Origin of the sequence: Streptomyces sp. DT2A-34 (genome assembly GCF_030499515.1) — a bacterium.
GTDB lineage: Bacteria > Actinomycetota > Actinomycetes > Streptomycetales > Streptomycetaceae > Streptomyces.
This window is the reverse complement of sequence record NZ_JASTWJ010000002.1, coordinates 14,736-35,634: the sequence shown is the minus strand read 5'-3', so window position 1 is coordinate 35,634 and position 20,899 is coordinate 14,736. Positions and strand designations below refer to the sequence as shown.

General features: G+C 69.8%; 16 protein-coding genes. 8 read left to right on the top strand and 8 right to left on the bottom strand.

Annotated features, from left to right (window positions below; translation table 11 throughout):
- Window positions 1-1,145: 1,145 nt before the first annotated feature.
- Window positions 1,146-2,441, bottom strand: coding sequence for a helix-turn-helix transcriptional regulator (locus QQM39_RS45515; RefSeq protein ID WP_302003991.1), 1,296 nt, complete (start codon window positions 2,439-2,441; stop codon window positions 1,146-1,148).
- 211 nt (window positions 2,442-2,652) lie between these two features.
- On the opposite strand from QQM39_RS45515, the gene rfbB reads away from it, so the two are divergent.
- Genes rfbB through QQM39_RS45500 form a run of 3 tightly spaced genes read left to right on the top strand, consistent with a single transcriptional unit; the run spans window position 2,653 to window position 5,415 of the window.
- A complete protein-coding gene (gene rfbB, locus QQM39_RS45510; protein WP_302003990.1) occupies window positions 2,653-3,651 on the top strand; it encodes a dTDP-glucose 4,6-dehydratase in 999 nt (332 codons plus the stop codon).
- Window positions 3,644-4,777 (top strand): DegT/DnrJ/EryC1/StrS aminotransferase family protein, encoded by a 1,134-nt coding sequence (locus tag QQM39_RS45505; RefSeq protein ID WP_302003989.1) that lies wholly within the window; start codon window positions 3,644-3,646, stop codon window positions 4,775-4,777. Before rfbB ends, QQM39_RS45505 begins: the two co-directional genes overlap by 8 nt.
- Complete coding sequence (locus QQM39_RS45500; RefSeq protein ID WP_302003988.1) at window positions 4,774-5,415, top strand: formyltransferase family protein; 642 nt, start codon at window positions 4,774-4,776, stop codon at window positions 5,413-5,415. Before QQM39_RS45505 ends, QQM39_RS45500 begins: the two co-directional genes overlap by 4 nt.
- Window positions 5,416-5,427: 12 nt before the next feature.
- On the opposite strand, the gene QQM39_RS45495 is transcribed toward QQM39_RS45500, so the two are convergent.
- The 5 genes from QQM39_RS45495 to QQM39_RS45475 form a co-directional block, all read right to left on the bottom strand.
- Complete coding sequence (locus tag QQM39_RS45495; RefSeq protein WP_302003987.1) at window positions 5,428-6,615, bottom strand: glycosyltransferase; 1,188 nt, start codon at window positions 6,613-6,615, stop codon at window positions 5,428-5,430.
- 115 nt (window positions 6,616-6,730) lie between these two features.
- A complete protein-coding gene (locus QQM39_RS45490) occupies window positions 6,731-8,914 on the bottom strand; it encodes an RNA polymerase sigma factor (RefSeq protein ID WP_302003986.1) in 2,184 nt (727 codons plus the stop codon).
- Between the two features lie 53 nt (window positions 8,915-8,967).
- Window positions 8,968-9,618 carry a hypothetical protein gene (locus tag QQM39_RS45485; RefSeq protein ID WP_302003985.1) on the bottom strand — a complete coding sequence of 217 codons (651 nt, stop codon included), beginning with the start codon at window positions 9,616-9,618 and terminating at the stop codon, window positions 8,968-8,970.
- Complete coding sequence (locus QQM39_RS45480; RefSeq protein ID WP_302003984.1) at window positions 9,615-9,923, bottom strand: hypothetical protein; 309 nt, start codon at window positions 9,921-9,923, stop codon at window positions 9,615-9,617. Before QQM39_RS45480 ends, QQM39_RS45485 begins: the two co-directional genes overlap by 4 nt.
- A 573-nt stretch (window positions 9,924-10,496) precedes the next feature.
- Window positions 10,497-10,871, bottom strand: coding sequence for a hypothetical protein (locus QQM39_RS45475; RefSeq protein ID WP_302003983.1), 375 nt, complete (start codon window positions 10,869-10,871; stop codon window positions 10,497-10,499).
- Between the two features lie 170 nt (window positions 10,872-11,041).
- Here QQM39_RS45475 and QQM39_RS45470 point away from each other — a divergent pair, with 170 nt between their 5' ends.
- Window positions 11,042-11,182 (top strand): DUF6417 family protein, encoded by a 141-nt coding sequence (locus QQM39_RS45470; RefSeq protein ID WP_302003982.1) that lies wholly within the window; start codon window positions 11,042-11,044, stop codon window positions 11,180-11,182.
- Between the two features lie 271 nt (window positions 11,183-11,453).
- Here the strand turns inward: QQM39_RS45470 and QQM39_RS45465 are convergent, their stop codons facing one another.
- Window positions 11,454-14,645, bottom strand: a complete 3,192-nt coding sequence (locus QQM39_RS45465; RefSeq protein WP_302003981.1) for an SMC family ATPase — start codon at window positions 14,643-14,645, stop codon at window positions 11,454-11,456.
- Window positions 14,642-15,925, bottom strand: coding sequence for an exonuclease SbcCD subunit D (locus QQM39_RS45460; RefSeq protein ID WP_302003980.1), 1,284 nt, complete (start codon window positions 15,923-15,925; stop codon window positions 14,642-14,644). The genes QQM39_RS45465 and QQM39_RS45460 overlap by 4 nt, the downstream gene beginning before the upstream one ends.
- Window positions 15,926-16,057: 132 nt before the next feature.
- Between QQM39_RS45460 and QQM39_RS45455 the strand changes: the two genes are divergently transcribed.
- The 4 genes from QQM39_RS45455 to QQM39_RS45440 are packed head-to-tail and all read left to right on the top strand — an operon-like array spanning window position 16,058 to window position 20,889.
- The gene (locus tag QQM39_RS45455; protein WP_302003979.1) at window positions 16,058-16,900 is read left to right on the top strand and encodes a hypothetical protein; all 843 of its coding nucleotides are present in this window, start codon (window positions 16,058-16,060) and stop codon (window positions 16,898-16,900) included.
- A gap of 40 nt (window positions 16,901-16,940) precedes the next feature.
- Window positions 16,941-18,089 carry a hypothetical protein gene (locus QQM39_RS45450; RefSeq protein ID WP_302003978.1) on the top strand — a complete coding sequence of 383 codons (1,149 nt, stop codon included), beginning with the start codon at window positions 16,941-16,943 and terminating at the stop codon, window positions 18,087-18,089.
- A complete protein-coding gene (locus QQM39_RS45445; protein WP_302003977.1) occupies window positions 18,086-19,558 on the top strand; it encodes a hypothetical protein in 1,473 nt (490 codons plus the stop codon). Before QQM39_RS45450 ends, QQM39_RS45445 begins: the two co-directional genes overlap by 4 nt.
- Window positions 19,555-20,889 (top strand): AAA domain-containing protein, encoded by a 1,335-nt coding sequence (locus QQM39_RS45440; RefSeq protein WP_302003976.1) that lies wholly within the window; start codon window positions 19,555-19,557, stop codon window positions 20,887-20,889. The genes QQM39_RS45445 and QQM39_RS45440 overlap by 4 nt, the downstream gene beginning before the upstream one ends.
- The last annotated feature ends 10 nt before the right edge of the window (window positions 20,890-20,899 follow it).

The following is a 20,899-nucleotide window of genomic DNA, read 5'->3' as shown; positions in this document are numbered from 1 at the left end:
CCCAGCCGGTACCCGGGACGTAACGCCACAACGACGTCATGAGCCACGCTCCTGTGGATCTTGAGTTGTAAGCCTGGACGGGTCACGCGGATGTGCAGGAGGTTGACGGGCCTCCACACGGCGACCGGGAATCCGGCTGCCATGCACCTTGAGTCTGGACTGCTCATGTCGCGGAATCAACTCCCGCCGTCGCAGGGACGGTCTGACCTAGCAGCCCGGCAACAGCGTTCAAGAGGAACGCTCCTGACGCCCCGAAGGGTGATCCGTGCGAACGCCGTGCCCTAGTTGAAAATTGAAGGGAATTCGCGTCCGCCACGCCTCTGTCGCTGTCCGGGCAAGTGGCACCGGACGGAGCGGAGACCCTGCTCCAGCGGGTGGCTGTCCGGTGAGTCGCCGAATCGTGTCCGAGAATCTGAAAAGGGCGCGAAGAGGCGTCACGGTGGAATCCGAGCCCGCGCCTTTAGCCTGGACGGGACTCACGGAGCGTGTTTGACGGCACGACTCCACGTGACCTATGTCACACGGCAGGCCCGCCCCCTTCGGGACGGGCCTCTGCTGTATCCCGTGATCGGACTTCGTTCGACAGTCTGCGGTGGATGAGCGGCCGCCGTACGCGCTGGCTCAGAACGGCGCGTCGTCGGCCCATGGCGCGGTGGATGACCCCCACGGTTCCGCTGTCGCGAACCGCCCCCTGGATCGTCATCCATGAGCCGCCATCCCAACGGCGATCGTGGCGGCGATGGCCAGGACGAGGACCCGGCGGACCGGCGGCGACCATCCCGACAGCAGGGATACGCGTCAAAGGAGCCATGGATGATCTTGCTCGATGAGTGATCAGCCGAATTCCGATGTCCAGACCGGCTTTTGGGCCGTTGCCTCGTACGTCTGCGGGAGGCGTGGCGTCGTCGCCAGGCGGTGAGGCTGCCTCTGCACGAGGTCGCAGAGCGCGCCGCCGCGGATCTGGAGGGGCGGTAGGCGTCTGGTCCCGTCTCCCTGTACCCCTCAATGGCGGGGCCGCCAGCGGGTGAACATGCTCTGGCCGTCGCCTGGCCGATCTCGTTGAGCGCCGTACTGTGCGCCTTCGATCCGGTCGAGCCGCAGGTCGAGTGCGGCTACACGGTGGGCGTGGGGGCGTTGAACGGTTGTCAGGTGGCGTTGATGCGGTGGGCGAAGGCTTTGATGCCGTGAGTGGGGGCGGGGGTGGAGAGCATGGTGCGGGTGAGGGTGCGCACGGCGGGGCGGCGGACTTCCTGCGGTGCGATTCGCTCGATGGCTTCGAGTTCGGACAGGCACTGGCTCCAGCGGTTCCACTCGGCGTAGGCGCGCGCGGTCTCCCAGCGGACCCTGACCAGCCGCTCTTTGGGCAGGCCGAGGGGGGAGATGCTGCGGGCGATCCCGATGGCTTTGCCTGCATCCCCGAGCAGGTAGTGGACCGAGACCTCGTGCAGGGCGACCTGCGGTGGGCCGAACACCGTGCCGGGGGCGGCGGCGGGTGTGGCCAGCGCGCCGACTTCCGTGGCGTGGCCGCGGGCCTCGGTGATGAGTGCGAGGGCGCTGTCGCGGTCGCCGGCCTTGGCGGCGGCGTAGGCGGCGGTCGCGTACAGGTTGCCGCGTGCCGACAGCGTGGCGGGATCGTGTGCGGACGGCAGTGCGTCGGCGGCGCGTACCGCGATCACGGCGGACTTGGCGTGCAGGCCGTGGCGCCGGTACGCGCTGGCGACCATGCGGCGCGCCTCGGCCTGGATGAGGGGCGCGTCCACGGCGGTGGCCGCGGCGACGGCCCGGTCGGCGGTGACGGCGGTGAGCCGGTCGTCGCCGGCCTTGATACACAACCGGGTGGCGAGGCTCCACAGCTGCGCGAGCGCGGTCGCCCCCACGTCGCCTCCGAGGGCCTGGGCGAGCGCGAGGCGTTTCGGCAACGCGGTGGCGAGCCGGGTGTACTGGCAGGCGAGGAACTCAGTGCGGGAGGCCGCGACCGTGCCGCGCACTACGTCGGCGGTGACGCGGCGGGTGGGGGAGGGCGGCCCATACACCAGGAGGTCCTCAAGCCCGTCCAGAGGGCGGCCACTGGCGGCGGAGGCGGCGGGAAGACCGGTCAGGGCGGCGCCCACGGCCGTGGCTCCTGCGAGAAGAGTCCGACGTCGCACTGCGTCCTCCTGGTCCTGTGACGCCTCGTTGCCGGACACGATAGTGGTCTTGCCCGCCTCGCATGGGTGAGGCTGCGGGGTGAGATCGGCGGCCTGCAGGCCGAGGGCGTCCGCGAGCTTGACCAGCGCCGGCCAACTGGGCTGCAGCCGGTTCGCCTCGACCCGGCACACCCACGACGTCGAGTAGCCGACAAGACGGCCCAGTTCAGCCTGGTGCATCCGCTTGGCCTGCCGGCGGCCGCGAATGACCGCACCGAGGTCGGACACGAGGCTCAGGGGTGCTGGACGGGGCATCGCCACCTCCACGCCGCACCGGTCGGTGGGCGCACGGCCCGAAGAGTCGAGACCTTCCACCCTAGGCCGCCGCGTCAAGGCCTCGCGCCGCACACGCACCGCATTTGCGGATCCCGCAACCCGGTTGCCGCGACCCCCTGCCGCCGGGCCCAACAGCCGCTGTCCGCGCTGTCCTTGACCCATCCTCTCACCGGAAAGGACCACCCCTGTGATGGACAAGATCCTGGTGACCGGCGGAGCCGGGTTCATCGGCTCCCACTTCGTACGCCGCCTGCTGGCCGCACCCGACATCACCACCGTGACCGTGCTCGACAGCCTCACCTACGCGGGCCACCGCGAAAACCTGGGCGAGGCCTTCCTCAGCCCCAAGCTGGACTTCGTCCACGGCGACATCTGCGACGCCGCCCTGGTCGACACGCTCGTCGCCCACCACGACACGGTGGTGCACTTCGCCGCCGAGTCGCACGTCGACCGCTCCTTCCTCGCGGCCGGCCGCTTCCTGGCCACCAACATCACCGGAACCCACACCCTGCTGGCCGCCGCCACCCGCCACCACGTGACGAAGTTCGTGCACGTCTCCACCGACGAGGTGTACGGGCCCATGGCCACCGGGCGGGCGAACGAGGACGCGCCGCTGCGCCCCACCGTTCCCTACGCTGCCTCCAAGGCCGCCGCCGACCTGATCACCCTCTCCTACCACCGCACCTTCGGCCTGCCGGTGTGCATCACCCGCTCCTCCAACAACTACGGGCCCCGCCAGCACCCCGAGAAGATCATCCCGCTGTTCGTGACCCGCCTCCTGCAGGGCGAAAGCGTCACCGTGCACGGACACGGCCAGCACGTACGCAACTGGCTGCACGTGGACGACAACTGCCACGGCATCGAACTTGTGCTGCGCGCCGGCGAGCCCGGATGCGTCTACAACCTCGGCGGCGGCACCGACCTGACCGGCCTGGCGCTGACCGGCCGCATCCTCGCCGCCTGCGACGCCGGAGCCGACCGCATCGAGTACGTGCCCGACCGACCCAGCAACGATCTCCGCTACGCCATGGACTGCACCCGGGCCACCGCCCTCGGCTACCGCCCCGAGCGGGACTTCGACCAGGGCCTGACCGAGACCGTGGCTTGGTACCGCAACCACCCCGAACGCTGGGCACCCCTGCTGCACGCCGAGCAGGCGACAACTGAGGCGGGAGCCTGCCGTGTCTGAGCCCACCCTCGCTTCCGCGACTGCGGCGCACGCCCGCAACGCCCGGCCCCACCTGTTCGGCGACGAACTCGCCGCCGTCGAAGAAGCCCTGGCCAGCGGCCAGTTCGGGCACGGCCCGATCACCGAGCAGTTCGAACGGGACCTGGCCGACTTCCTCGGCGTCCCCGAGACCGTCGCCGTCGCCTCGGGCACCGCCGCCCTGCACATCGCGCTCCTGGCCGCCCGGATCGGCCTCGGCGACGACGTCGTCGTCCCCTCCTTCACGTTCTGCGCCACCGTGCGCGCCATCGAGGCCTGCGGCGCGAACATCCGCTTCGCCGACATCGACCCGACGACCCTGTGCACGGGCAGCACCCAGATCCGCGAGGCGCTCACCGAGAACACCCAGGCCGTGCTGCCCGTCCTGTACGGCGGCCGCCCCGTGCCGCTCGGCGACCTGGAGGACGAACTCGCCGAGCGGAACATCACGATCGTGGAAGACGCCGCGCACGCCTTCGGCTCCTACCAGGGCCCAGATAGGGTCGGCGCCACCGGCCGTGCCACCTGCTTCTCCTTCGGCCCGATCAAGAACCTCACCTGCGGCCAGGGCGGCGCCCTGGTGCCCCGCACCCGCGAGGAGGCCGAACGAGCCCGCCGCATCCGGCTGCTGGGCATCGCCGAATCAGCCGCCCGCCGCCAGAACACCACCACCTACCGCGTGACCGGCCCCGGCCTGCGCGCCCACCTCTCCCAGATCAACGCCGCGATCGGCCGCGCCCAACTCCCGCACTTCCCCACCGTCCAGACCCAGCGGCGCGCCCTGTGGCACACATACGCCCGCCACCTGAGCGATCTGCCCGAGGCGGTCCGGCTCGTCGACGTCGACATCGACCATGCCGTGCCCTCCCTGTGCGCGATCCTCGTCGACGACCGCGACCGCGTCTTTACGACCCTGCGCGAGCGGGGCATCGGGGCCGGTGTGCACTATCCGCCCAACCACCTGCAAGAGGCGTTCGCTGCCTGGCACCGGCCGCTTCCCGCCACCGAGCACGTCGCAGCCCGCGTCATCACGCTGCCCTTCCACCACGCCATGACCGAGCGCGACGTCCACGTCGTCACCACGGCCGTGAAGGAGGCCCTGCGATGAAGCGCGCCGCCGTCCTGGGCAAGGGCCAACTTGCCGCGCACGCCTGCGATGTGCTCGCCGCCCTGCCGGACACCGTCCTGGACACGGTGATCCCCAACCGGTGCGAACCCGACTGGGACCTGCGCCTGTCGCAGCACGTCGCCGAACACCACCCCGACGCCCGGCTGATCTCCTCCGGCCGCTGGCACGACCTCGAACCCGGCCGATGTGACCTCGTCGTCAGCGTCCTCTACGACGAGATCATCGGCAACGAGCTGATCGACGCCACCGACACGATCGTCAACTGCCACCCCGGCCGCCTGCCCCAGTACCGCGGGGCGCGACCCGTCAACTGGGCGCTGCGCAACGGCGAACCCCTGCACGGCGCCACCCTCCACGTCATCGAGACGGGCATCGACACCGGTCCGATCCTCGGCGAAGTCGCCTTCTCGATCTGGCCGGACACCGACGAAGTACGCGACGTCTGGCAGCGCACCATGCGCCACGCGGCGCTCCTGCTCTCCGACACCCTGCCGCGCCTCAACGAGATCACGCCCCGCCCCCAGGACGAGGCCCTCGCCGTGACGCACTACCTGCGCGACAGCCACCAACTCGGCAGTCGCAGCAACTGGACCCGGGCCACCAGCACCAGTCTGTGAACCGCCGCCCTCCTACACGGCGGCGCCGGCGGCGTCCAGAAGGACATCGACGAGCCGTTGTGCCGCGTCAGGCCGCCCATGCGCGCGGGCGGCCCGCGCCATGTCCGCCCGCCGGACCGGATCCGTCAGCAGCGGACCGAGCGCAAGCCGCAACCTGTCCGCGCTCACCTCCCCGGCCAGAGCGACCGCGGCGCCCGCCTCCTCCAGGTGCCGGGCATTGTGGGTCTGCTCGTCGCCCGCCGACGTGGCGAGCGGAATGAACACGGCGGCCTTCCCGAGCGCGGTGAGCTCCGCGAGGGTACCCGCCCCGCTGCGGGAGACGACGACGTCGGCCAGGGCAAGCACATCCGGCAACTCGCTGCCGACATACCCGGTCAGGTGGTAGCGGGCCGCCGCACCCCGGGGCAACTGCGCGGTGAGCGAGGCCAGGTGCTCCACGTGGTCCGGTCCGCACTGGTGGATGACGTTGGCCCGCTCCAGCAGCCACGGCAGCGCCCCGCCCACCACGGTGTTGATCTGCTGCGCGCCCTGGGCGCCGCCGGTGACGTACAGGGTGGGCAGCCGCCGGTCGAAACCGGTGAGCCCCAAAGTTGTGACGGCTTTGTCCGCGTCACCGGTGAGGATCTCCGGCCGCACCGGATTGCCGGTGACCACGGCGGCTGCGCGTACCTCCTTGGGCAGCAGCTCCAGGGTGGATGGTGAGGACACGGCGATCCGCGAGGCTGATCCGGCGAGCTTGCGGTTCGCCAGCCCCAGGCGCACCGTCTGCTCGTGCAGCACGAGCGGGCGTCGGCACAGCCAGGCGGCCAGCCCGGCCGGGACCGCAACGTACCCGCCGGTGGCCAGGACCACGTCCGGAGTGAACTCGGCGATCTTCGACCGCGCTTGTGCGACCCCGAGCGGTACGCGCGCCATGTCCTTGACGTTCGCCGGGCCGAGCATCTTCAGCGGATTCGACGAGCGGCGGATTTTGCCCGTTGCCACGGTGGTGAACGGGATGCCCTCGGCCGGGGCGACCCGCGCCTCCAAACCCTCCGCCGTACCGATCCACAACACCTCCAGGCCGCGCCCCTGCCCGGTGAGCCGGTCCCGCAGTGCGCGGATCGCGGTGAGCGCCGGGTAGGTGTGGCCACCTGTCCCGCCACCGGTCACGATCAGGCGGAACGAAGCATGCGGAGCACGGTTGATGGCGCTGGTCACGAGACATCCCATCTGACTCAACTCCCGCCCGAGCAAGGACGGCCTGCGAGGTGCAGCCTTCCACACCGCCACCGAGCGATCGCCCCTCGCCGCTCAACGGATTCCCTTCTGCTTCCTAGGCGCGGAAGGCGTACACCTGCAGCGGGTCTGCATGGCTGTGTTCTCGCGGGATGGGATGGCCAGAAGGGGGTGAGGCTTTTGCAGTGGTTGGCTGGGCTGGCTCCTCCGTGTTGTCTGGTGGGCTGCTGACGATGGTGGGAACGGCGAGCCGCGGCTCCTCCGGGTCGCCCAGGCCGACGCGCGGGTCGGTGAAGAGATAGAGGCGTTGGGTTTCGTCGCGGACCATGTGGAGGCTGGGGCGGTACAGCTCGATTCCTGTCGCCAGCTTCGTGATGCTCAAGCTGGCATTGAGCAGGGAGGCGGCGACCTGCTCGGCGTGGCTGCTGCCGGCGTCGTCACACAGTGCCGTGGCCAGCAGGAGTGCCCTGTCCGCTGCCCGTTGTTCTCGCAGCCGCTCAGCCCGCAGGCGCCCACGAAAGGCTGAGCGTGCGGCTGCGGGCGTCGGTGATGTATCCATGCTGCCGCGCAGGTACGCATGGAAGGTGCGGTGCGTGAAGTCCGTGATCCGGGCAGGGCTTGAACGCGGATGCTGTGCACGCCCCGCCACAGGTGCCTCGGTGCTGAGGGCATGCGGATCGTCCCACAGAAGCGCGGTGTGAGAACCTCGCCCGACTCCACAAGGCAGGGACGTCGGCTCATGGACGCATGTTGGGCATTCCCTCTGGCTCCCACCACGGACCCATGGCGTACTGGCCGCTTCGCAACGCGCGCACTGGCGGGACCACAGCACGATGGGATGGCGCATCGAGAACCACTGCTGCTCCCAAGCGTTGTCAGCGACGAGGGTGGCGTTGGCATGGGCCTGGAGGTAGGCCTGCTTGAGGCCCTCGCGGGCGCGGCTGGCGAGCACGCGCGTGCCGTTGGCGTCCAGCCCGAAGAGTGTGGCGACCTCGCTGGGAGACTCGTCCTCGACCTCGGTGTGCCACAGCATGGCCTGCCAGCGCTCCGGCAGCGACCGGAAGGCCTGCATGGCCATGGACTGCTCGGCCTCGTGCATCGCGCACACGGCGGCACCGAGATTGCGTGTGTCGTCATCGGAGACCTCGGAGGAGTGCACGGCCTGCGCCGCGAACACCGCGAAGTCGTCGACCAGTTGCTCCCGCCGGGCCGACTTCGTCCAAGTGGCGGCCACGCGCCGCACGGAGGCAAGCAGATACGCGCGTACGGCGCGCTCGGGGCCGGAGTCCCCGCGCACCGCCTGGAGCATGCGGGCGAAGACCTCGGCGGTGAGGTCGTCCGCGGTGTGGGCGTCGCGGCAGCAGGTGCGGGCGTAGCGGCGCACGGCGTCCGCGTGGCGCCGGTACAGCTCCTCGTATGCGGTGTCGTCGCCCAAGCGCATCTGCTCGATCAGACCGGCGTCGGACAGCGGCAGCTTCCACGACGGCGGCAGGACGCCGTCCTCGCACCGGTCAAGCTGTGCGGGCACACCACCCGGTGCGGGGTCCTCCCACTGGCGCTCGGCCACGCCTGGCTGCCGTTCAGGGCATGTAGGCGGCTGCTTTGCGGGTTGGCGGGGGGCAAAGCACTGTCGGAGCAACGCCTGCGTGATGGGGTAGAACTCGGCGTCCTGCGGCGCGTAGGGGGCGGTGTCCGCCATCAGCACCATGCCAGTGAGGTCATCATCGGCAGTGACAGTCACCTCCCCGAGTGACGAGGCGGCGTCGGTGACACAGTGTCCGTTACCAGTACGCAGACGGCCGATGAGGTGCGCCGCGTCTGCGTGGCCCCACCTGGCGGCTGTTGTCAGAAGAATGAACGCGCGGGTTTTGCCGCTCCCAACCTGGCCACGGAGTATGCAGGTTGTGCCTCTCCTCGTCTGAGCGACCATCTGAGCAGCGACGGCATGGCTTTTACCGCTGCCGACCTGGCCGCGCAGGACGGTCGTGTCGGATGTCATGGCCAGCAGCCGCGCCAGTGCGGCCCGGAAGGCCGCACCGGGGTGCTGCTGATCGCAGGCGGCCGCGAACCACCCCTCGGCGCTGTCGAGGTCGTTGCGGCGCAGCGCCTTGGTTCCCAGCAGGTAGGCGGCGTTGGCATCCTGCCGTGCTTCTCGCACACCAGGCTGGATGCCAGCGGTAGCGCCGGTGCGCGCTGGCCAGTCACCGGCAGGCCGGTCCCAGAAATCAGCCGGCCCTGCCAGCAACGCGAGCAGCTCGTCGTACCCTCCAGACTTGTTCACACCCGTCGCCCCTTCCGGCCCGTTTGTCCTCCAGCTCTGCATTTCGTCGCCTGTCACTGCTCACCGCCCAAGGTCCGCCGCGGCTTCAGGTGCCCCGGCCGGATGTACTGCCCCAGTTGGGCCTGCACGGACTGCACCCCGCGTGCGCGGCCCTGGTAGGTCGCATTCTTCGTCCTACCGGTCTCTGCTGCGATCGTGTCGTCGTCTTGTCCCGTGCTCTGCCGCCGCAATACGTCCCGCTCGCGCGGTCTAGGGAGGCGGTCGATGATGTCATCGACGAGGTCCCACAGGTCCGCGTCCTGCGGGGCTCGGCCTGAACTGGCCCCCTGCTCGCTCACGGAACACGGACTCGGCATGGAGAGGCATTCCTCGGGGTAATCCCCGACAAGAACCTCTGGGGACTTCTTGTCTTGACGTTTCCGAGCTAGCCGAATTGCTGTCGCCTTACAGTACGCCAATGGCTGTTTAGAGGGATCAATTTGACCGCTGCGCAGGGCTGCGGCGATTGCAGCACCGGAAATCTCATAGCGCTCGTCTTCGCTGATATGAAAAGGAAGTGTCGCCAGACACTCGGCGATCTTGCGCTGGTATGCTTGGTACTTGGCGCGCCCGCCGTGGGGATCCAGGAAGCCGAGGGCTTGCGCGCTCGCATGCGCGGTGTCCGCCGGTGTCGCCTCCGGGATCCCGCGTTGAGCTTCGCTCACCACAGGGCATATCCCTCCGACCCGCTGCCGGCAGCGGGCGGAGCCGTTATCCACCAGACCGTCACCTTGCTGCCGTCCGGCGCCTCGTAGTGTGCGGCGGCTCCCAGCGGCAGAGACCGCAGCAGCTCGGCCGCCACGCCGGCAGGCGATGTCGACGAGACCGAGGGGATCGGCTCAGACGGTGCCGGGGCCGGGAGGCGGCGCAGACGGGTCCGAAGCCGCGCGACACCGGGGAGGTTCCAGAGGTTGCACGCGACGGGGATCAGATTGACTGCACCCATCACGTACTCGGACAAGGACGTCATCTCGGTGGTACCTCGGCGGTCTGGTGGGCGGATGTGTGAGTGGCCTTCACCTCTTATAGGGACTGCGTGGACTGCTTCTTACGCGATCCGGGATTTTTCTTCGCCGGCGACTAGCGAGACACACGGGTATCCATGACCCAGCTGCCGGCCCTGCTCGTGCTGCAGGAGACCCGACGCCCGGGCCGCCCGATGTCCCGCGCCGATTGAAGGATGAGTGAGGTTCGGGGCGAGTGCGGTCGGGCACGAGGCCTGGGGCCTGGGATAGTCGCGCGTCGGCGGATCCTGATCGCAGCGCCAGACGCAGCTCGCCGACAGCCCGCTCGTCGCGACGTTCCGAAAGCTGCTGAATAACCGTCATTACCCTGCGCCAAATTTGGCTCGGGTCCGTGGGTGCAGAGAGCGGCTCGCCGGACTCCTCGCCCAAGCGTGTACATCCCTGTACACACCGAGGTACTCGTCCGTGGCTGGGCAGGTCAGTTCCCTCCGGAAGCGGTAGAAGTCGACCGTCCAGGAACCCGGTCCGTTGTGCAATGCAGCACTCTCTCCGCCCCAGAACCGACAGTTCAAGGAAGGCTAGAGAAGCGTTGGCCTGACGAGGCCTGTGATCCGGCCGCCGTCGACCCGCCCAGCGCGAAGGTGTCGGAGGAGGAGATGGAGGGTGCGCTCGCCCTCATCGACCGCATGACCCGGGACCACCTTCAGGGCCCCGAGTTCACCGACGCCTACACCGACGCCATGGCGAAGATCATGGAGGTGAAACGGGAAGACAAGCCCCTCCTCGAAGCCCCGGAGCCCGAGCAGCCGGGCCACGTCCTCGATCTCATGGCCGCCCTCAACGAGTCCGTCCAGCAGGCCAAGGCCTCCCGTGGCGAGGACGCCGACGTCCACGAGATGCCTCAGAAGAAGACTACGAAGAAGACCGCGGCGAAGAGCCGGGGCGTCGGCCACGCAGCGCCTGATGCACCTTGTCCGGCCGTACGGAGGGATACTGGCGCTGGGCTGCCGCCCCGAGATCCCCGAGCCGGGGCGGGAGCCCGCTGGCCAGTCCCTGCGCGCGCGGCCCGGCGATGTCCTCACCTGTTTGTGACCCGGCATTTGCGGATCACGTTGCGCCGGACATGGACGACTACAACCACCTCGATCTCGACGAGATCGACTTCGCGCCCCGCCACGGCACCGCCGAACGGCTGGCCCTGCTCACCCTGGAAGAGGCACATAACCTGCTCCGACTGCTGCTGGCCGTCGCGCAATCGACATGACCGTCGCCTCGGTGGGGCCGCTCAACGCCGCCCTGGCCATCTGACCGATCCTGCGCCGAGGTCGCCCTGGCGAGCCCGGCCCACCGCCGCACCGCACCGACACGATCTCACTCACACACATGGTGGGTCTCCGTGCAACCGGCGCGGGGACCCAAGGCGCCGTGCCTCAGGGGCGCTGGATCAAACGGCTGGCTGGCGCCGCGCGGCCGGTGGTCGCCCGAGCGATTTGCGCGGACACCGGCCGTCTGTTTCGGCGTCTCACCGGAAGAGTTCAGGTGAGGTCTGCGAGGTTGTGGAAGTCGCTGCGGATGAGGGTGTGATGCTCTTGCGGGGTGAGCCAGCGGGCAGTAGATCCGGATGCGTCTTTCTCCACCCACAGGACGTCGTTGACACTCTCCGCGACGGGGCGGAGGTGGCTGATGACGGCCAGGAGCCTGTCGTTGCCGACGTGGGTGCGCAGCACGGACAGGGCGCTGTCGAGTGCTCCGGCATCTAGGGTGGCGAACCCTTCGTCGAGGAAGAGGCTCTCCAGTCGGGCGTTGGTGCGGCTGTGCAGCTCGACCAGGGCCAGCGACAGGGCGAGTGAGGCCTGGAAGGTCTCCCCGCCCGAGAGGGTCCGGGGGTTGCGGGCGGTGTTGTTGTCGAGAGCGGCGATGCCGAAGTCGTCACTGAAGCCGAACCGGCCCGCTGACAGGTCCATGAGTAGCTTGCTTCCCAGAATGAACAGGGAACGGGTCCGTTGCTCGGTCAGATGACGGGGGAAATGGGAATCGCTCAGCTGTTCGTACAGTCCGGCCCAGGCGGACCGCTCCTGCTTGCCGGCCGTGATCGCTGCCTGGAGCTTGAGAGCGTGCGGGATCTGGGACAGCGCCTCGTCGCGGCCTGCTGCTGCCTGGACAGCTTCCGCCTGTAGAGCCCCCTCGTATTTGTGGAAGGGGGTCATGACATCGGGATCGAACAGTAGATCCGTGGCGGCCGCGGGAAGTGTCGGCGCCTGAGGGGTGAGGGGGGCGAGGGCCTGGAATGCCGAAGTGGCTTTGGACGCCAGTGCGTTGATGGTCTCCTGGGTGCCCCGGTGTAGGGCGTCGAGGGCTTCGCGAAGCGCTGAGCAGGCCGTGTCGAGGGCGGTGGCGTAGGCCGCGACGTCGTGCGGGTTGTCCCATGTGCCGGGGGTGTCTGGCAGGCTGACCGCGTTGTCCGGGAGCAGCCGCACCGCTGTGGTGGCGGCGTCGGCGCGCAGTTCGAGCGTGGTCTGCTGCCGGCGTAGCGGTTCGGCGACGCGTCGGCGGTGTTCGCCGGTCAGTCCTTCCTTTTGTTCGGCCAGCTTCTGCAGGTCCGTGAGGGCCTGAGTGTGGTCGCGCTCGAGTTCGCCGAGGCGGCTGAGGTGGGCGGTCACCGCCGATGTGCAGGCGGCAATGGCTTCCAGGGACGGCAGCGTGTCCGGGTCCGTGACGCTGACCTGCACTGGGTGCGGCAGCGCTGCCAGCCGGGTGAGGAACTGCCGGCGTGCCTCATCGAGGCGCTTCTGTTCCCGCCGGGCCTTCCTACGGCCGGCCTCCAGGGTTTTGCGCCGCTCGGCGATCACCGACTGCTCGGCCTGGACCTCACCCGCGGCCGACCGGGCGGCATCGCCGGCGGCCTCGGCCAAGCGCTGTGCCTCCTCGATGCGCAGCCGGGCGTCCGGCAGCAGGGTGTCCAGCAGGGCCAGGCGTTCGGCGGCGCTCGGCGACTTCTGGGCGAGCAGTTCCTCTACGGCGGTGTTGACCGCGGCGAGCAGATGCGCGGCGAAGGACTCCGGGGCGGTGTGGCCGGTCAGGGCCGCCACGTCCCGGGCCTGCTGCTGTACGGGGGAGAGCTGGTCGGCCAGGCGGGCGCGGGCGGCTTCGGCCTTCCTGTGGCGCTCCTGTTCGTCCTGTTCGGCCTTGCGGATGTCGGCCTGGATCTCCTGCAGGGCGGCCAGGGCGTTGTTGGAGGCATCGGCGGCCGCCTTCTTGGCCTTCTTGGCCTGCCGCATGGCCCTGGGATCCTGCGGTTCGGGAGCGGTGTAGGCGGCATCGAGGGTGTGGGTGCAGACGGGGCACGCATCACCCGGGGCCAGTCCCATTCCCGCGGTGTAGGCGGCGTCACCGCGCTGGCGGTCCTCCACCGTCTGGGAGGCCTGCTCCAGCAGGCCGCGCTGCTGCTCGGCAGCGGCAGCGGCCTCGGTTTCCGCGGCGGCGAGTTCCTCCCGCCGCTCCCGGGCGGCAGCCTGCCCGGTGCGGTGCTCGGCGGCGGCTGCGCCTTCCTCGAGCAGGACACGCACAGCGCCCGTCAGCCGTTCCAGCGCTGCCTCGGCACCGTCCGCCTGAGCGCGGGCCTTGTCGGCACTCTCCTTGAGCCCGTCAAGTCCGGCCGCCTGTTCCGCGAGGCGTTCCTCGTCCTCCTTGACGGACCGTTCGTCCGTCTCGAGGCGGTCCAGGTCCTGCCGCAGGTCCTGCTGCTGCTCGCCGAGACCGTTCAGCACCCCCGGGGCGCTCTCAAGCACTTCCGCTGCCGCGGAGAGCGCGGCGACGGTCATGCCGGTGGCGCGGTCCGCGTCCAGCGTCGTCTGCAACCGGTCACGCCGCAGCGTGGCTTCCTCCTGCGCGCGGTCGACGTCGTCCAGCTGCTCCCGCAGGAGGTGGTCGTCGGCGACGAGCGCGGTGAGCGGTGCGTGGACATCGGCAATGGTGCGCTCGGCCAGGGCGGCCGCCGCGCGGGCGGTCTGCGTGCTGTGCTGCTGCAGGCCGTCGGCCTGGTGGCGCAGTTGGCGCAGCGTGTCCAGGTGCCCGGACAGGTCGGCTGTGGCCTTTTCGATCTCGGCCTGACGGATGCCCAGACGGTGGGCATCGCCTTCCGGATCCTTGCGCAGGTCGTTGCGGGCCTCGGTCGCCTTGAGCAGCAGGTCGTCGAGCCGCGTCCGCTGGTCGGCGGCGCGCTGGCGCACTCGCTGGAGTTCGTCGATGCCGAGCAGGGATCTCAACAGCTTGGTGCGGTCGGTGTCGTTGGAGTTGAGGAGGGTGTCGAACTTGCCCTGGGGCAGCACGACGGCGCTTTTGAAGCTCCCAAAGTCCAGGTTCAGCAGTTCCTCGATGCGCGCGTTGACCCTTGTGGCGCCGTTGACTGTCGTGCCCTCGGTGCTCAGGCTCACCTGGGGGGTGTTGCTGTTTTTGTGGAAGACGCGGGTCACGCGCCAGGGCGTGCCGTCGACGGCGAAGGTGAAGTCGACCGACATCTTTTCGCAGCCGTCGGCGATCAGCTGTGATCCGTACGCGCCCCAGGACGTCCTGCCGTAGAGGGCGTAGAGGATGACCTCGAGCAGCGTCGACTTGCCCGCGCCGGTGTCGCCGAGAATGCCGACCAGGTTCTTGTCGGTGAAGTCCAGGGGCCCGCAGGTGTCGGTGTAGCTGCGGACTCCGGACAGGGTGATGCTGAGCGGCCTCATGCCGTCTCCGATCCGGTGCTGCTGGGCGTCCAGGGGTGTGCGAGGGCTTCCTGCAGCCCGAGTTCGGCCGGGCAGGGCGGCGGCTCGTCGCTGTCGGGATGGTGCAGCAGGGAGGCGAAGGCGGCCAGGACCTCGTCGGCGACCCGGCCCGGTGTGCCGTGTTCGGTGAGGTAGGCGCGGAAGGATTCCGTGATTTCCGGCTCCTCTTCGGGCAGGTCGCTGGTGTCCAGTGGGGTGATTCGGGTCTCGGCGCAGTCTTCGGTCAGGTAGACGACGTCGGCGTCGGGTACCGCGGTGGCGACCTTCCGGGAGAGTTGCGGGATCAGGGTCTGGCTGGTGACGGTCACATCCAGGAAGGTGTTGCTGAACTCCTCTGCTCTGGAGGCGAGTTCTTCCAGCGTGCCGGTGAACTTCTTCAGGCGCCGCCCGGCCGTGAGCCGTTGGGGGTCGGTGCGGGTGGGGCGCTGCGGGTCGGCCTCGACCAGGACGACGCTCTTGGCGTCGTCGCATTCGCCGAAGTCGAATTGCAGGGGACTGCCGGCGTAGCGGGCGGTGGCCCTGCTGGAAGTGAGGGCCTGCGGCTTGTGGATGTGGCCGAGCGCGCAGTAGTCGACGGGCGGCAGATCGTCCGGTGCGGTGGCGTAGGCGTCGTTGACGTCGAGGTGGCGCTCGCTGCCGGACAGCAGCGCACCGCTGAGATAGAGGTGGGTGGCGAAGACGAGGACGTCCTGCTGCGGGGAGTAGCCCTCACGCAGCTGTGTGATGAGTTCTTCCTGCAGGCCGCGCAGGCCCTGGGCGTAGGCGCCGTGCGTGGTGCCGAGCCCCGGGAACAGGTGCATGAACCGGTTGGGGTGGATGAAGGGCAGCGCCGCCAGCCGGATGCGCTGGGTCTTGTCGCGGGTGGGGAAGTCGAGGACCCGGCCGCCGCCGGAGCCGTCCGCCGCGGTGTGCACGAAGGTGACCGTGTGGGCGCCGGGCTCGGCGCTGTTTTGGAAGACATGGTCGAGCACGTCGAACCAGTGCGGCGAGTCGTGGTTTCCGCCGACGACCACGACGGGGGCCGTCGACCGTAACGCGCTCAGGGACGTCATGGCCCGCATGAGGTCACCGGGGGAGAGGCTGTAACGGTCGAAGAGATCCCCGCTGTGCACGATCAGATCAGGCTGGGTCCGACGGGCGATCTCGACGATCTCGGCGAGGACGGCGTCGAACTCGCCGTCCCGGGAACGGCGTTGCAGCCTCTTTCCCAGATGCCAGTCGGAGGTGTGCAGAAGCTTCATGAGAGATGGATGTCTCCAGGCAGGGGGAACCAACACCCGCTGTCATCAGGGCAGTTGGTAGAGTGACAGGCACTCTACACGGCAATCTCAGGGAAACTTCGGGAAACTTGGGAACCTGCTAGGGTGCTCCGCATGCAGGAGCACCTGGACGCCCTCGAAAAGCACATGCAGCAGCTGCAGCAGGCCATGCGGCACGCCCAAATGCACCGCGACCAGCCCCTGCTGGACCACCTCCGCGCTGAACTGCGCCGGGCCCAGCGCTCCTACGACGCCCTCTTCGACACCGGCGACGCAGCGCCCGGCGGGGAAGAACCCGCCGCCGGGCGCACCCCGCCGCGGACCGCCCGGATGCCGGCACGCGAGCAGGTCCACCAGATCCTCACCCTGCTCACCGTGCCCGCGGCGCCCAAACTGATCAGCCAGGTCCACGACGCCCTCTTCGCAGGATCGCTGCCCACCACCCGCCTGGCCACCCTGCGCCGCGACGAGGAACGCTCCTACCGCTCCGCACCAGGGGCACGCCCCTACTACCTGTGTCCCGCCCTGACCTCGGATCACCTCTCGCCCGCCAGGGCCCTGTTCACCATCAGCGTCTGGCCGCTGGAAGACCGCATCGTGGGACCACTCAGCGCCCGCGTCCACTTCCTGACCGGCGCGATGAAATTCGTCGAAGCCGTCGAACGCCTCACCCCCGACCCCGAGACGATGACCCTCGGCACACGCCAGCTCCTGCACCGCTACGCCGCCAACATCCCCCACGCCCTGGCCGCAGACCACCCCCAAGGCCCCGACGCAGTCCCCGACCGGGAGCTACTGCACGACGCGGCCCAGCAGGAACTGGCCATCCACGCCACCCCCGACAGCGCCGACCGGCGCGAGGCGGCAGAGCGCGCCCGCACGCAACTCGACGAAGCGGGCCGCCTGTTCGGCTCCGCCCCCACCGAGACGGCCCGGCGCCTGCGCTCCGTCACCTGACCATCCCCTGTTCACCGCCGTTGCCCCTGCAAGGAACCCCGTGAGCTCGTTAAGCAGCAGACTCGACGCCCTGCGCGGCCCCGTACCCGCCACACCGCACAACGCTCGCAGCCTCGCCGCCCTCACCGCCAACCCCGGGTGCCGACGCCGCCTGCTCCTGGACGCCGCCGGCATCGACAAGGACGCCCTCGCCGTCCACCTCGGCCACCCGCTGCCGCCCGCCAAGTCCCCCCGCGCCATGACCCGCGGTGCCCAGTTCGAGGCCCAGGTCAAGGATCAGGGAGGCGCCGAACTGCTGAGCCTGCTGCGCGACGTGCTCGACCTGCCGCTGGCCGAAGCCGCCCACAACGACCTGTCCGTCGGGGGCACTAACGACAAGTCCCTGCCCCTGCGCCACGACCGCACCCGCCGCCTCGTCCTCGAGGCGGCCCGCGGCGACGGCACGAAACGGACGATGCTCGACCACCCGGTGCTCAAGCTGACCGTCGCCGGCCATCCCGTCTTCCTCGAACCCGACCTCGTCGCCTTCCAGTCCCAAGGCGTCTTCCACGTCGTGGAGATCAAGTCCTTCGCCGTGATCGACGGCCAGGCACCCGGCGACAAAATCGCCGGTGCCGTCCTGCAGGGCGCCGCCTACATCATCGCCCTGCAAGACCTCCTGGCCGACGCCGGACTCAGCCCCAGCCACGTGTCCACCACCCTGCTGCTCATCACCCCCCACAACTTCTCCCGCCGTCCCGTGGCCTCCACCATCGACGCGCGCCAGCACATCAAGTCCCTACGCCGCCAGCTCAATCGCCTGGAACGCGTCGAGGACCTCCTCGCCCAGCTCCCGGACGGCACCACGTTCGACCTCGTCTACGACCGCAAGGACCCCCGCACCCGCACGGCCACTCGGGACCGGGACGAACTGACCAAGGCAGTGAACACCACCGAGGCCCGCTACCGGTCCACCTGCCGCCTCCACTGCCAGCTGACCTACTTCTGCCGGGCCCAGGCACGTGATGGCCAGCTGGTCGACGTCCTGGGCAGCACCGCCCGCGAGAACCTGGGCAGCGTCGAGGCGATCCCCACCGCCCTCGGCTTGGCCGAGGGACGGCTCGCGGCGGCCCCCGACCAGGAAGACCTCGCCGCGGCCCTGCGGCACGCCGAAAACATCCGCAACGAGCTGTTCGGAGACGCAGCATGAGCCTGCTGACCACCCTCCAGCAGCTACGGGCCGCCGAAACCCAGTACGCCCAGCCACTCAGCCGCCTGCGCTACCTGCACGTCGCCGATCAGCCACTAGTGTTCCTGCCGCTGAACCGGCCGGGGGAGACCGCCCGCCCCCTCGCCGTCATGGCGGGCAGCGACCCCCACCACCCGCACCTCTTCCTGGCGCCCCCCGGCGGCGACGACCTGTTCCTCGCCGCCCTCGCCGAGTACCTGCACGCCTACATCCGCGGCTTCCAGAAGGACAAGCGCATCCGGCCAGCCAAGGATGACCGGCCCGAGCGCCGCGAATACGTCGATGCCCCGCAACTCGTGGTCACCGGTACCGCCTCGGTGGACTACCTCAAAATCCTCGGGCGCCGCCTGCGCTACCGGCCCATCCCCGACGACACCGACCCCGCCACCAGCGTGGCCCACATCGGCCGCTGGCTCACCTTCTTCACCGAACGCGCCGAGTACACCGCCTCCTCCCTCCTGCTGAACCTCACCCGCCTCTTGAGCACACACTGGGCCACCGGGCAGAGCCCGCTGGAAGATGCCCGCCTGGCCCCCCTCATGGCCTGGATCTTCCCGCCCGCCGGCCAGACCGGCCTTGAGGCGGCGCTGGCGGCCGAAAACCCCCTCGTGCATCCGCCTGACGGCCCCACCATCGACCCCTCCTTCGAGACCGCCCGGCTCACTGGCCTGTTCGCCGGCCTCAAGTCCGCCCGCGGTGCGCGCCGACACCAGCACGTCGAACGCCTGCGGCAGGCCGCGGACGACTATCTGACACCCACCTGGAAGCTCACCTGGCAGGCGCTGTCCACCCTGCGGGGCATGTCTCCCATCCCCAGCACCACGGCCCGCTGGGGCACCGACATCCGCCAGTTCACGCACCACAGCGACCGCCTCGACGCCGGCGCCCCGCCCCAGCCCAAACGGGACAACGCCGTCGCCGCGGCCATCGGCCTGGCCGAACTGGAACACGCAGCCGCCGCCCTCGAATCCCACCGCGCGCTGGAAGACTCCTTCGTCATGGCGGAACGGCGCACTACAGGCGAAGCGTTCAGTGGCCTCGTCACCCATACCGAGCCCGACCGCATCATCGAACCCCAAGGCCCTAGACAACGGGCCAAGCTCCGGCCCCGGTTCACCATCCACACCACCGACCCGGTCCGGCTGGAGGCCAACCGCCGCCTCGCAGGCCCCCACGATCCGGCAGTCCATATGAGCGTCTGCGACATCACCTACACCCCCGACGGCACCGACATCGTCCTGGAAGTCATCACCCGCACCGGAACCGTGACCAAGCCCAACCGCCGCTCGGTCCCGGCTGTCGGCACCACCCTGCTGCTCACCACCGCACCCGAGCATTTCCCCCGGCCCCAGTTCCCCGACTGGGACCAGATCCCCTGGACCCACGCAGGCCCCGACGCCGCAGCGGCCGGACAGGAGCAGCCGGCATGACCGAGACATCCGCCGCCGACCTCTCCCGCCAGGCCGTCGACCACATCCTCACCGCCCTGACCGCCACCTCCCACCGAGGTGTCGTGGTCGACTCGCCGCCGGGCGCCGGCAAGACCACCCTGGTCGTCGACGCGGCCCAGAACCTGATCCGTCCGCGCCACCCCTGCATGATCGTCGCCCAGACCAATGCCCAGGTCGACGACCTCGCCACCCGCCTCGCCCGGCGCGCGCCCGAGCTGACCGTGGCCCGCCTGAGCGGCCAGTCCTACCGGCTGCCCGCCCGGCTGCACGACTGGCTGCACGTCCTACCGAACCTGACCATCACCACCGACGCCCCCCGCGCCGCGTCCGCCGACGTGGTGGTGGCGACCGCGAGTAAGTGGGCCACCGTCCAGGGCTGGCACCGGGAATGGGCCATCGTGGACGAGGCCTACCAGATGCGCTCCGACGCCCTCCTGAAGATCGCCCACCTCTCTGACCGGTCTCTCTTCGTCGGCGACCCCGGCCAGCTCGACCCCTTCTCCGCCATCCCCACCGAGCGCTGGATGGGCCTGCCGCACGACCCGATGGCCAGCGCCGTGGCGGTGCTGCTGAAAATGAACCCCGACCTGCCCGTCCTGAGCCTGCCCGTCTCCTGGCGCCTGCCCGCCTCCGCCGCCGCCCTGATCTCCGACGCCTTCTACCTCACCCCCTTCCGCGCCGGCACCGATGCCGGTACCCGCCGGCTCACCTTCGCCATCGCAGGTGTGCGCGGCGGCGCCGTCGACCAAACCGTGGAGCTCGCCGCCCGCACCGGATGGGCCCTGCACGAACTACCCGCCTGCCACACTGGCCGCATCGACTCCCAGGCAGCCCACGCCGCGATCAGCATCGCGCAGCGCCTGCTGGCCCGCGAGGCCACCGCCTACTGCGAAGACCACCCCGCCGGCCGGCCTCTTGAGGCTCGCGACATCGCCATCGGCACCGCCCACCGCGACCAGGCCGGATACCTTCAGCAACTCCTGCGCGCCGATCCCCGCCTGGACGGGATCGACGTCGACACCGCCAACCGTCTCCAGGGACGCGAGTACGCCGTCACCATCGTGCTGCACCCGCTGTCCGGACGCCGCGACACCTCAAGCTTCCACCTCGAAGCCGGCCGCCTGTGCGTACTGACCTCACGCCACCGGCATGCCTGCATCGTCGTCGCCCGCGCCGGCATCGACCGCCTCCTGGACGACCACCCCACCAACGAACCCGTCCACCTCGGCGTCGACGCCAAATTCCCCGACGGCTGGGAAGCCCACCAGCACGTCCTCCACCACCTCACCGGCCACCGCATCCGCGCCTGACCACCGGCGG